Origin of the sequence: Chitinophaga sp. GbtcB8, from assembly GCF_019091455.1 — a bacterium.
In the GTDB taxonomy this organism is placed as follows: domain Bacteria; phylum Bacteroidota; class Bacteroidia; order Chitinophagales; family Chitinophagaceae; genus Chitinophaga.
The window spans coordinates 21,096-33,609 of record NZ_JAGXJN010000056.1; the positions used below are offsets into that span (position 1 = coordinate 21,096).

10 protein-coding genes are annotated in these 12,514 nt (G+C 48.4%); 7 read left to right on the top strand and 3 right to left on the bottom strand.

What is annotated here, in order from left to right; genetic code table 11:
• Positions 1–5: 5 nt before the first annotated feature.
• Positions 6–923, bottom strand: a complete 918-nt coding sequence (locus KVT36_RS29835) for a ThuA domain-containing protein (RefSeq protein WP_217607086.1) — start codon at positions 921–923, stop codon at positions 6–8.
• Positions 924–1,046: 123 nt separating this feature from the next.
• Positions 1,047–1,421, bottom strand: coding sequence for a hypothetical protein (locus KVT36_RS29840; RefSeq protein WP_217607087.1), 375 nt, complete (start codon positions 1,419–1,421; stop codon positions 1,047–1,049).
• Between the two features lie 105 nt (positions 1,422–1,526).
• Here KVT36_RS29840 and KVT36_RS29845 point away from each other — a divergent pair, with 105 nt between their 5' ends.
• Both KVT36_RS29845 and KVT36_RS29850 read left to right on the top strand, forming a co-directional pair.
• The gene (locus KVT36_RS29845; RefSeq protein ID WP_217607088.1) at positions 1,527–2,000 is read left to right on the top strand and encodes a response regulator transcription factor; all 474 of its coding nucleotides are present in this window, start codon (positions 1,527–1,529) and stop codon (positions 1,998–2,000) included.
• 130 nt (positions 2,001–2,130) lie between these two features.
• On the top strand, positions 2,131–2,670 hold the full coding sequence (locus KVT36_RS29850; RefSeq protein ID WP_217607089.1) for a DUF4199 domain-containing protein: 540 nt from the start codon (positions 2,131–2,133) through the stop codon (positions 2,668–2,670).
• Positions 2,671–2,817: 147 nt separating this feature from the next.
• Here KVT36_RS29850 and KVT36_RS29855 read toward each other — a convergent pair whose 3' ends face one another.
• The gene (locus KVT36_RS29855; RefSeq protein WP_089918619.1) at positions 2,818–4,242 is read right to left on the bottom strand and encodes an MATE family efflux transporter; all 1,425 of its coding nucleotides are present in this window, start codon (positions 4,240–4,242) and stop codon (positions 2,818–2,820) included.
• A gap of 539 nt (positions 4,243–4,781) precedes the next feature.
• Between KVT36_RS29855 and KVT36_RS29860 the strand changes: the two genes are divergently transcribed.
• From KVT36_RS29860 to KVT36_RS29880, 5 genes are all read left to right on the top strand, one after another.
• Positions 4,782–7,232 carry a CBM35 domain-containing protein gene (locus KVT36_RS29860; protein ID WP_217607090.1) on the top strand — a complete coding sequence of 817 codons (2,451 nt, stop codon included), beginning with the start codon at positions 4,782–4,784 and terminating at the stop codon, positions 7,230–7,232.
• Between the two features lie 182 nt (positions 7,233–7,414).
• Complete coding sequence (locus KVT36_RS29865; RefSeq protein WP_217607091.1) at positions 7,415–8,098, top strand: response regulator transcription factor; 684 nt, start codon at positions 7,415–7,417, stop codon at positions 8,096–8,098.
• Positions 8,099–8,110: 12 nt separating this feature from the next.
• The gene (locus tag KVT36_RS29870) at positions 8,111–9,424 is read left to right on the top strand and encodes a HAMP domain-containing sensor histidine kinase (RefSeq protein WP_217607092.1); all 1,314 of its coding nucleotides are present in this window, start codon (positions 8,111–8,113) and stop codon (positions 9,422–9,424) included.
• A 202-nt stretch (positions 9,425–9,626) separates the two neighbouring features.
• The gene (locus KVT36_RS29875; RefSeq protein WP_217607093.1) at positions 9,627–11,021 is read left to right on the top strand and encodes a TolC family protein; all 1,395 of its coding nucleotides are present in this window, start codon (positions 9,627–9,629) and stop codon (positions 11,019–11,021) included.
• A gap of 48 nt (positions 11,022–11,069) precedes the next feature.
• On the top strand, positions 11,070–12,514 hold a 1,445-nt coding region (locus KVT36_RS29880), incomplete at its 3' end, for an efflux RND transporter permease subunit (protein ID WP_217607094.1).

Sequence of the window (12,514 nt, forward strand, 5' to 3'; positions counted from 1 at the left end):
TCTTTTTAATGCCCCTTGGGCACATCTGTAACTGCACGCAGGCTCACGGCATTTTTAGTGGGGAAGTTAGCCGGTACCGGGTAGCTAACCTTACCACTGCCCAGCCATTCCGCTACGCGGATCATAGTGGTTTCAAAACCAATGCAGCGGTAGCTGAGCGGGTACACGTCGCCCTTCCATAAATGCCCCATGCTGGAATTATATACCCGGCCTTTTCCATACTTTACCACCCATTCCACCGGCCATGTTTTGTTGCTGATGCTATCGTACGCGGCGGAGAGCACGGTAATGTTCTCTGCAGGGCCGCGCGGGTAGCGGTACAGTTCCATGGAAGCAGTTTTCCATTCATCCGGAAAGCCTTTGTTAATGGGATGGCGTTGCTGGATGTGTATCACCGCATCAAAGCGGTCGCCATGATTGGTGGCATCTCCCTGGCCGGGTGGCAGGCGCTGTATATGACCATTGGGATCAATGATGAGCGCAAAACCGGTGGTTTTAGAACGCCATCCCAGGCCTATCATTTTATCATACTCCTTCCAGTGCGGGAAGGCATTGTTGCCGGAATGCAGGATGTATAAGCCGCCGCCTGCTTTTACATATTGCTCCAGCGCTATTTCAACAGCGCGGGGCCAGCGCATGGCGGTATCATTGATGTTATTGGTGTTCTGGATCACCACATCATAGTTCTTAAAGTTGGGCTGCCACTGCGCCCAGCGCGGATCATGGGCGGTAGGTGGCGTGGTGGAGACAGATACATCGAACAAATTACTTTCTTCCAGGATAGCTTTGGTGAGCTGCGTGGTTTGCTGCCAGTTGTGGTTACTGAAGCCATCTACGATCAGCACCCGGATATGCTTTTGTGCATGGGTAACCGTATGTACGCAGGAAAGTATAAATAACAGCTGCACCGCTTTACATAACATATAAAAAATGTTTGACGGTTAAATTAGCAAAAGGCCGGCATTTGCCCGGTTTATTTGTGTTAACCGGTTATAAAAACAAAACCCGCTACAGGAGCGGGTTTTACTTCAGTTAATACCAGTGGCTTAGTCTCTTACAAAACGTACATGTGTGGTAAGGGTGTTACCACAGTCGCAGGTAATTACATCGATCACCATAATGTTACCGGACGGCAATGTAATGCTGCCTTCATACGTTTTACAGCTGCCGGAGGTGCTGAACAGCGAAAGTACCACCAGGGTAGGGGTGGCTGTGCTGCCTGCCTCACTTACAAAAGCATGTGCAATATCACAGGCGGCGCTGGTTTCCACGCAGTAATACTTATCACCTCTGCTATCATAATAATCACATCTTTTGTCGGCTGCTTTGGCAAAGGGCTTGCTGGCAGAATGGCTTACGTTAACATGGCACAGGCAAAATACAAGGCATAACAGGGTGGATAATACTAGGGCTTTTTTCATGGCATTTGAGTTTGGGTTTGAGGAATTTGAAATGATCATATAAGATAACGAAACTTATTTAAAATGTTATTTTTGCCTTAACACAAAACCTCAACTGTATAACTGATGGCAGCTTCCTTCCTGTCAAAGCACAAACATATTATCCTGTATGGCGTTTGCCTGGCGTTGCTGTTATTTTTACTAAAATGGCTGGAGCTGCGTTTGATCATTATTAACCACGCTTTTGAGGTATACATTGGCGCCATTGCTGTGATCTTCACTGCATTAGGCATCTGGCTGGCGCTGAAGCTCACCAAACCCAAAGTAAGAACGGTGATCGTGGAAAAGGAGGTGTACATTCAGCATGGCGGTGAATTTACCCTGAACGAGCGGGAGCTGCAGCAGCTGGGCCTCAGCAACCGGGAGCTGGAAGTATTGCAGCTAATGGCAGCGGGATTGAGCAACCAGGAAATTGCCGGCCGTTTATTTGTGTCTTTAAACACCATCAAAACCCATTCTTCCAAACTGTTCGAGAAAATGGATGTAAAGCGCCGTACCCAGGCCGTGGAAAAGGCTAAACGCCTGCGGATCATACCTTAAGGTGAGTATCCTTTAGCTGGAAAGGGCAAAAATCATCCTAAAGTATGAAGTCCGTTTGCCCCTAAAGCCCCAAATTTGTGCTCATCAACCTAATGCACGCCTCCGGGCGTACAAACCTAAATCTTACCGCATGAAAAAGAATGTATGGATCTTTGGCCTGATATCCGGCCTGATTGTAACCGCCATGATGCTCTATTCCGTGGCCAAATGTTATAGTGATCCTGATTTTGAAGGCAACATGGTGCTGGGATATGCCGCCATGATCCTGGCTTTCTCTACGATCTTTGTAGCGATCAAAAATTTCAGGGATAAATATAACGGAGGCGTAATATCCTTTGGAAAGGCTTTCAGGATAGGCCTGTATATTACCCTCGTCGCTTCTACCATTTATGTGCTGGTATGGCTGGTGGAGTATTACGTGTTTGTCCCGGACTTTATGGATAAATATACCGCGCACATGATCAAAGTAAAACAGGACAGTGGCGCCAGCTTGCAGGAAATTCAAAAGCAGACCCGCCAGCTGGCCAGCATGCAGGAAATGTATAAGAACCCGCTTTTTGTGGTGCTCTTCACCTATTTTGAGATCTTACCGATTGGGCTGGCGGTTGCGCTCATCAGTGCGCTGATCTTAAAAAAGAAAGGTGGCGCAGCGGCAGCAATTAATAATTAATAGATTGTGTTGGGGGCTGCATATTGCTTGTGATGTGTGTTGTGCTTGTTATTGATGTATGCGTAATCCAGCTATCAGACCGTAATAAAAGAAATGCAGCGATACTACAATAATATCGCTGCATTTTTATTAATTATTCATTATTAATTAGATCTTCACCTGCTTCCACTTGCCCCGTTTAAATAAGATAAACGAAGTAATAGAAATGGCGGTTTCCGCCACGGGGATAGCAATGAATACGCCCAGGGGACCCATGTTCAGGGCTTTGGCCAGGGTGTAAGCCAGCGGGATCTGGAACAGCCAGAAACCAATGAAGTTGATCCAGGTAGGGGTCCAGGTATCACCGGCGCCATTAAAGGCATTGATCATTACCATACCCACGCCATAGAAAACATATCCCAGGCTCATAATGCGCAGCGCATTGGCTGCAATTTCCTGGATCTGCGGATCCTGCGTGAACATGGAAATAAAGAACTTTGCGCTGGTCAGGAATAGTACGGTTACAACGGCCATGAATATAAAATTGTATTTGGCGGTTTTCAGTACTGATTCCTCTGCCCGGTCAGGCTGGCCCGCGCCCAGGTTTTGTCCGATAAGCGTAGCAGCGGCATTACTAAGCCCCCAGGCGGGCATAATAAAGAAGATCAGCAAACGGATGGCGGTCTGGTAACCGGCAGAGCCATGATCGCCCCCGGTTTCAGCCACCAGCCTGGCCAGGAAGATCCAGCTGCAGGAGCCGATAATAAACTGGAAAGTACCCGGGGACGCAATTTTGATCACCGATTTAATTACAGTCCAATCGATCTTCAGGTGATGGTTTTTAATTTTCACCTGGCTTTTGCCGTTGAATAAATGATACAGCTGGTACACCACGCCAATGCCACGGCCAATGGTGGTGGCCATTGCAGCACCCGTAAGGCCAAAGGCCGGTATAGGTCCCAGCCCGTTAATGAAAATGGGACACAGGATAATGTTACAGATGTTGGCCAGCCACAGGCTTTTCATGGCCATGGCGGCATTACCTGCCCCGCGGAAAATACCGTTGATCAGGAACAGCAGCATGATCACCAGGCTGCCACCCATCATAAGGCGGGTATAGGCTGTACCTTTTGCCACGGTAGTAGGTTCTGCACCCATGAGGCGCAAAATATCCGCGGCAAAGATCATCCCGGTTACGCTTACTGCGGCGGTTACAAAAATGGCCAGCCACAGGGCCTGCACACCGGCATAGGCAGCTGCATCGGGGTTCTTTTCACCCACGCGGCGCGCTACCAGCGCGGTAGCTGCCATACTAATACCAATGGCCAGGGAGTATACAATGGTAATTACAGATTCCGTAAGACCCACGGTTTGTATGGCATGGCTGCTATCCGGCAGATGGCCGACAAAGTAGAGGTCCACCACAGCAAATACAGACTCCATGCACATTTCCAGGATCATGGGAATGGCCAGCAGGAACACTGCTTTACGCAGGCTGCCGGTGGTATAGTCCATCTCCTCGCCCTTAATGGCCTGTTTTATAAATGAAAAAATATAGGATACCCTATTGGTAGACACGGTTTGTTGCGACATACAGAAATTTTTAAAAACAATAATTAAACGGATCAGGGAAAAGATAGTTACCCCGTGGGCATAAATAGCCCCAGGCTTGAGGTAAACACCGGCTTGTGTTGTGCTAACAGGAGAAGTGGTGCATTACCTTGCAGTGTTGCTGGTGGTTCTGGCAATTTTCATGGCGATGATTTTTCGTTGCATTGTGCAAATATACATCCTCCAATGGATTATTAATGGTATAAATACGACAATCTATAGGGGATTTTACGACACAAATCAATAGAGCTAGATAAAAAGAAAGGGGCCGGTCAGAAGAGTTCCTGGCCAGCCCCATGTGCAAGTTTTATAGGTTAGATATCTATTACAACGCAGCTGTTTGCTGCTACTAATATTAACAGCGGTTTGGGCAAGTTGGTTCATTTTTTTAAATGTCCCGTGGCGGGGCCGCTTTTTTTAAAATCAACGGATAATCCATCATAAAAACAGGATATGCTATTTTTACATTTATCCGAACCCAATATTTTTAATTCCCTTAATGCCACTAAAAGTTTCCACGTATGAAAACCCTCCACGTCACATTTTTCAGTAGTATCATTAGCCTGTTCTTTACTTTTTCTGCAACAGCACAAACCGTTGAAGCGGAAAGCGGCTCCCTTACAGGCGGCGCCAATACGCAAAGCTGCAGCGGCTGTTCCGGCAGCACCATAGTTGGCAACTTAGGCGGCCCTTCCAATGGTACCGTAGTAGTGCCGGTGAATGTTAGCAGCGCCGGCATGTACAACCTTACCATTTATTATTGCACGGCAGACCCGCGGGTAATTTATGTTACACCCAACAATGGTAACTATACCGGCATTAACTGCGCAGCTTCCGGTGGGTGGACAACCGTTGGCAGCACCAGCATGAATGTATCCTTAAATGCAGGCAGCAACACCATCCGGCTGGATAACGGCAGCGGGGGCTGGGGCCCCAATATCGATAAGATAACCCTGCAGCCCGCCACCACCATTACTTTTGGCGCAGGTAACTATATTTATTACAACCTGGGTACCGGTAAGTATAATGTATATTTCAACAATAACCTGGTAATTACCGATGCCTATGCCAGCTGCAATTCCAACAACATTTACTATAGCCATACGGGTTATACCAGCCGTGTATATGCCGCTACGCCTGTAAGCGATGCTTTTGGCAGCGGCACCAAACATACCATTACACTCAGCGGCGGCGGCTTAATACCCATGCAGCAGGTGTTTTATACCTATGCAGGTAAAAACTATTTTTTTACAGAGGTGCTGCTGAATGGCACAGGGGCAAATTGTTACCGTATGTCGCCCTTAACCACCAGCACCGCCTGGGTGCCGGGCTCCGGGGATATGCGGGCATTAAAGGTACCCTTTGATAATGATGCCTGGATCCGGTATGATGCGCAAACCTTCAGCGCCGCCAATTTCATAGGGTCGGAAGTGGCGGCCCTGTACGATAATACCAGCCGCAATGGTTTAGTAATAGGCTCCGTGGAACATATACACTGGAAAACCGGGGTAACGGTAACGGCTAATGGAAATAATACTTTATCCGCCCTTTCTGCTTACGGTGGTTATACAGATGGTACCCTTACGCACGATGGGCGGGGGCATGGCTGGGTAAATGTGGGCGGCACTACCTGTAAATCACCTAAGATACTGGTAGATTATGAAAGCGACTGGCGCACGGCTTTTGAAACCTATGGCAGCGCTAACCTGCTGGCAGAGCCGCGTTACATCAGCAGCTTCACCGGCGGTACTCCCTTTGGGTGGAACAGCTGGGGTGTTATACAATCCAGCCTTACTTTGGCTAAAGCCAATGCAGTAGTGGACTTTTTTGCCAATAGCTGCACAGGTTTCCGCAACAGCGACAATACGCTGTACATAGACCTGGATTCTTATTGGGATAACCTGGCATCCGGCGGATGGACGGGCGATTTCAGCCAGCTGACCAGCTTTGCCAATTACTGCAAAAGCAAAGGATTTAAACCCGGCATTTACTGGGCGCCTTTTGTAGACTGGGGTAAGAATGCCACCGGCACGGTAGAAGGCACTTCTTATCAATACCAGGACTGCTGGACAAAAGTGAACGGATCACCCGTGGACCTGGACGGCGCCCGCGCCATGGACCCTACGCACCCGGCCACCCGCGGCCGTATTGCTTACCTGGTAGGTAAGTTCAAAGCCTGTGGTTTCCAGATGATCAAGCTGGATTTCCTGGGCCATGCCAGCCTGGAGGCCGACAGCTATTATGATAGCAATGTGCATACCGGTATGGAGGCTTTCCGCAAAGGCATGGAGTATGTAGTGGACCAGCTGGCAGGCACTATGCTCACCTATGCAGCCATTAGCCCTAACCTTGCCACGGGCCGTTATGTGCACATGCGCCGCATTGCCTGCGATGCCTATAAGGATATCAGCGAAACGGGTTATACCCTTAACAGCACCACCTATGGCTGGTGGCAAAAGAATTTGTACAAGTACATAGACGCTGACCATATTGTATTTGGCACGGAACCCATTGGCGAAAACCGCGCCCGGCTTGCCTCCGGGCTGGTAACTGGCACGCTTATTACCGGCGATGATTATTCCGCCACCGGCGTCTGGACCACCACTGCCCAATCCCTGCTGCAAAATGCCGGCCTGCTGGATATTGCCAAAAACGGCAACGGCAAAGCTTTTCGCCCGGTAGAAGGCAATACCGGCAACCAGCCTAACGAGCTGTTTACCGCCACCATTGGAGCTTACCAGTACCTGGCTATTATTAACTATGGCGCCAGCGCCAAAACGTACACGGTAAATATGGGGCGGATAGGCCTTAACGGGGGCGGCACCTATGCTGCCGTAAAACAGCTGTTTACCGGCGCTTTCAGCTCCGTTAGCGGCAACCTGACGGTAACGGTACCGGCGGGAGATGCGGTTATTTACAGGATTGATGTGGGGAGTTGGGCAAGTACTGCGCCAGTGCTGGTGGTGCGGTAGCATAAAGCGGAAAGCAGAAAGCAGAAAGCCTAATGCAGCGGATAGGGTCAACCATCCGGGGCATTCCAAGCTTTATGCTTTCTGCTTTATCCTTTCCGCTCGAATCAGCTTTCTGCTTTGCGCTTTAAGCTTTCCACAAACTTCAAAATTGGTTCAAAATTCCATCCTACCTTCGCTACCGTATGAAAGTACTAGCAGTAGAAGACAGCCGGGAAATAGCCGTAAGCATTCGGGATTTTCTTTCGAGGGAAGGGTACATCTGTGAGCTGGCCTATGGTTTCGAAGAAGCCAGGGAAAAGCTGGCGCTGTTTACCTATGACTGTATTCTGCTGGACATTATGCTGCCGGATGGCAATGGGCTGGAGCTGTTAAAGTTCATTAAAAAAGAACAGATTCAGAGCAGCGTGCTGATCCTTTCTGCCAAAGACGCCCTGGATGATAAAATAAGCGGCCTGGAAGGCGGTGCGGACGATTACATTACCAAACCCTTTCACCTGCCGGAGCTGCACGCCCGCCTGCGGGCCATTTACCGCCGTAACAGGCTGGCCGGCAGCAACATGGTATCCTTTAACGAGATCACTTTAAATACCGATACGCTGGAAGCTACGGTGAACGATATTGTGCTGGACATTACCCGGAAGGAATTTGAGCTGTTGTTATACCTGGTGGTGAATAAGAACCGGGTATTGTCCCGCCAATCAATAGCCGCCCACCTCTGGGGGGATTATACAGATAATTTGGCTAATTTTGACTTTGTTTATCAGCATATTAAGAACCTGCGTAAGAAGATCAGTGCGGCCAATGGAGCGGATTATATAGCTACCGTGTATGGATTGGGATATAAGTTTCATGCCACCAGTGCATAAAAATACCTTCGGATGAAGTTAGTGGACAAATTTTCCCTGTGGTTTATAGGTGTTATGATCTTTATAACACCCATTACAGCATATATCTGTTATTACAACCTGGAAAAGAACATCAATAAGGCGGAGATCACTCACCTGAAAGAGCTGAACGTTCGCATGGCCGACCGTTTAAGCAGGGGAGAAGCGATGAACGCCATCGCCCTGAAAGGCACTAACCTGGAAGTGGTGAAGCTGGCCGCTGCCTTACCGCAAAACCGGGTACAGGTGCAAAAAACAGACAATCTTGAAGAGGATAGCAAAGGCATGTTAAGCCTGCTAACAGTGCATTCCTATTTTGATATTAAGGGCCAGCCCTACCGCATTTCTTCCTACAATTATATTCCCAGCGCCAAACAGATCTACAGCGTTATACTGGATACTGTTTTCTGGAAGCTGCTGCTTATTATACTTTGCGTAGCTATTACCATCCGCCTGGTATCCCAGCGCATCCTGCATTCCCTGCGCACGACCATGAAAACCATCCAGGGTTTTAATGTAAAGAACCGGGTACAATTCTCCCGCAGCAATACCCGGGAGTTCAAAGAACTTAATTCCTTTTTACAGAAAATGACGGATAAAGCAGTGGATGAATATTGCGCTATCAAGGAATTCAGTGAGAACGCCTCCCATGAGCTGCAAACGCCCCTGGCCATCCTGCGCAATAAGGTAGAGCTGTTAAGTGAAACCGCTATTGAAGAAGAACAGGCTTTACTGCTGGGCGATATGCAGAACGCTATTGAAAAGCTCTCTAAGATCAACCGCTCCCTTACCTTGCTGGCCAAGCTGGAAAATAATGAGTACACGGTTTCAGAGCAGATCAAATTCTGCAAAATAGCCAAAGAGGTGCTGGCAGCCTATGAGGACCGCATTGAGATGAAGAATATTTCTGTAAGAACAGAGATCGATAAAGGCATTCTGCTGAAGATACACCCGGTAATGGCAGATATGCTGATGAACAACCTGCTGGGCAATGCCATTCGCCATAATGTGCAGGATGGCAGCATTGAGCTGATCCTCACGCAGAAGCAATTAACGGTAAAGAATACCGGCCTGCCGCCTGTAATGCCCACAGAGGAGCTGTTTCAGCGCTTTAAGAAAAGTAACCAGTGCAGTGAGAGTGTGGGCCTGGGCTTATCCATTGTAAAACAGATCTGCGAGGTAAGCGGCTTTGGTGTATCTTATCAATACAGGAACCAGCAACATATATTACAGGTCGATTTTCAACCCAGAACCCGGGAAGAAATGAAGCTGAACCGGCAAGATAACTTAGCGCCGGCCCTTGTATAAATTCCACCTTACTATCTAATTCAATAGTGGCGCGCCGGATGGCATGCTTTGCGAAAGCCTTGTCCCTAAAGGATTACAGCCCGAAAATTTTCCTGGTCATTTTCTTAAAAAACATTCTTACTTCAAAATTACTTCAAAAAGATGTAGTCATTTTGCATATGGATTTATAGCTTTCGTAAATACATTGCAAAACCGTCCGTTCATGTTTGAGAAAAAATTTTTACTGATCCTTTCATTTTTTATTGTTGCCAACATCTCTCTGTTAAGCGCACAACAAACCCTTACCCTGAAAAATGCGATCCAAACGGCTCTCAATAATTATGGAACGATCAAAGCTAAATCCAGTTATGCAGCGTCTTCACAGGCAAGTGTGGTACAGGCAAAGCGCGATTACCTGCCTAACCTGAATGTATCTGCACAGCAGGATTACGGTACCGTTAACGGTCAAAATGGCCCGCTGTATGGCTTTGGCGGCCTGGCGGTAGCCTCTGCAGGCCAGCCTTTACCTGATCAGAACTGGAATGCCGCTTTCGGCGGATTATACCTTACCAATATTAACTGGGATTTTTTTGCTTTTGGCCGCGCCAAAGAAAAGATCAAAACAGTGCAAGCGGTTGCTACCAGGGATACCAAAGACTGGCAGCAGGAAATTTTTCAACAGGAAATTAGGGTAGCAGCCGCTTACCTGAATTTATTGGCAGCGCAGAAGCTTACGCTGTCTTACCAGAAGAACCTGAACCGGGCAGATACTTTCCGCCGCGTGGTGGTAACCCGTGTAAAGAATGGTTTGAATCCCGGGGTGGATTCATCACAGGCCAATGCAGAAGTTTCCAATGCAAAAATTGCGCTTACCCGCGCGCTGGACTTTCAGCAAACACAATCCAACCAGCTGGCGCAGCTGATGGGCGTACCGGCGCAGGACTTTAACCTGGATACCTTTTTCGTAGCCCGCGTACCGGCTGTACTGGCTGATTCTGCCACTGTTGAAAACCATCCCACTCTGCAATGGTTTAAAAGCCGTATAGCCGTAAGCGATGAGCAGGCAAAGTATTACCATACATTCAACTACCCGGTATTTTCTTTGGTAGGCGTGCTGCAAACACGCGGCTCCGGCTTTGATCCTTCCTATAACGCCACTAACCTGGATGCTTATAAGCAGTCGTACTGGGACGGGGTAAAACCTACCCGCACCAACTACCTTTTTGGTATAGGTGTTACCTGGAACATAACGCAGCCTTTACGTATATCCCAGCAGGTGAAATCGCAAAAGCTGGTCAGCAAAGGGTTGGAGGCGGAATATGAGCTGGCGGATCAGCAGATCCGCGCGCAGCTAAAGCTGTCTGATACTAAGATCAGCAATGCGCTGGATAATTACAGCGAAGCGCCCATACAGGTGAAAGCCGCTTCAGATGCGTTTTTGCAGAAATCAGTATTATATAAAAATGGTCTCACCAACCTGGTAGATGTTACACAGGCGCTCTATACGTTAATACGCGCAGAAACCGACCGCGATATTGCCTACAGCAATGTGTGGCAGGCGTTGTTGCTGAAAGCTTCTGCCAGCGGTGATTTTAACCTGTTTGAAGGGCAGCTTTGATAGGCAGTGGTTTAAGAAATTGGTATTGATCATTCACACAACAGTATTATGAATCTCATTCGTTTTGCACTTCGTAAGCCAATTACCATCCTGGTATTGGTGGCCGGGTTATTCTTCTTTGGTATTAAAGCCGTCACAACGATCAAGATCGACATCTTCCCAAAGCTGGATATGCCGGTGATCTACCTCTCACACCCATTTGGTGGTTATACTTCCACGCAAATGGAATCATTCTTTGGTAAGCAGTACATCAACATCCTGTTATATGTGAATGGGGTAAAAAGTATTGAAACCAAAAATATACAGGGGTTAACACTGATCAAGATCAACTTTTATCCCGGTACCAACATGGCGCAGGCTGCAGCAGAAGTGAGCGCATTTTCCAACCGTATCCAGGCCATTTTCCCGCCGGGCTCCAACCCGCCGTTCATTATACGTTTTGACGCTTCTACCTTACCAATAGGACAGCTGGTGTTAAGCAGCGACAAACGCAGTAATAACGAGCTGCTGGATCTGGCTAACGTATATGTACGTTCTTCCTTTACCTCTATTCCCGGCCTGGTAGGCTCTACGCCTTTCGGCGGTAACATGCGCACCGTGGTCATTAAAGCTGATCCCGAACTGTTACGCTCCCATAACATGACGCCGGACCAGCTGGTGGAAGCGCTGCGCCTCAATAACCAAACAGCGCCTTCCGGCAATGTGCGCATTGGCGATAAGAACTACATTACCCCTGCCAATACAACCATTAAACAGGTAAAAGACTTTGAAAATATTCCCCTCTTTAAGAGCGGCGTGCAAAACCTTTACCTGCGCGATGTGGCTACGGTAGAAGATGGTGCAGACGTGACCACCAGCTATGCCCTTATTAACGGCCGCCGCTCTGTGTACCTGGATATTGCAAAAGCGGCTGATGCCTCTACCTGGGAAGTAGTGCAGAACCTGAAAAAGGCGCTGCCTAAAATACAATCACAGCTACCGGATGATGTGAAGCTGAGCTATGAGTTTGACCAGTCCGTATACGTAATAAACTCCGTTAAAAGTTTGCTGAGCGAGGGCGCCATAGGCGCTGTGCTAACCGGTTTAATGGTGCTGTTGTTCCTGGGCGACCCGCGCGGAGCGCTGATCGTAATCTTAACAATTCCCACTTCCATTATATCGGGCGTGCTGTTCCTGAGCTTGTTCGGGCAAACCATTAACATCATGACGCTGAGCGGCCAGGCGCTGGCCATTGGGATCCTGGTGGATGAAAGTACGGTAAGCATTGAGAATCTACATCAGCACTTTGACGTTGGCAAACGCAAGGCCCTGGCCATCTGGCATGCCTGTAAGGAAATTGCCTTTCCCAAGCTGCTGATCCTGTTCTGTATCCTGGGGGTGTTTGCACCGGCATTTACTATGGGCGGCATACCGGGATCCCTGTTCCTGCCGCTTGCGCTGGCCATTGGTTTCAGCATGATCGTCTCTTACTTCCTGGCGCAATCTTTTGTACC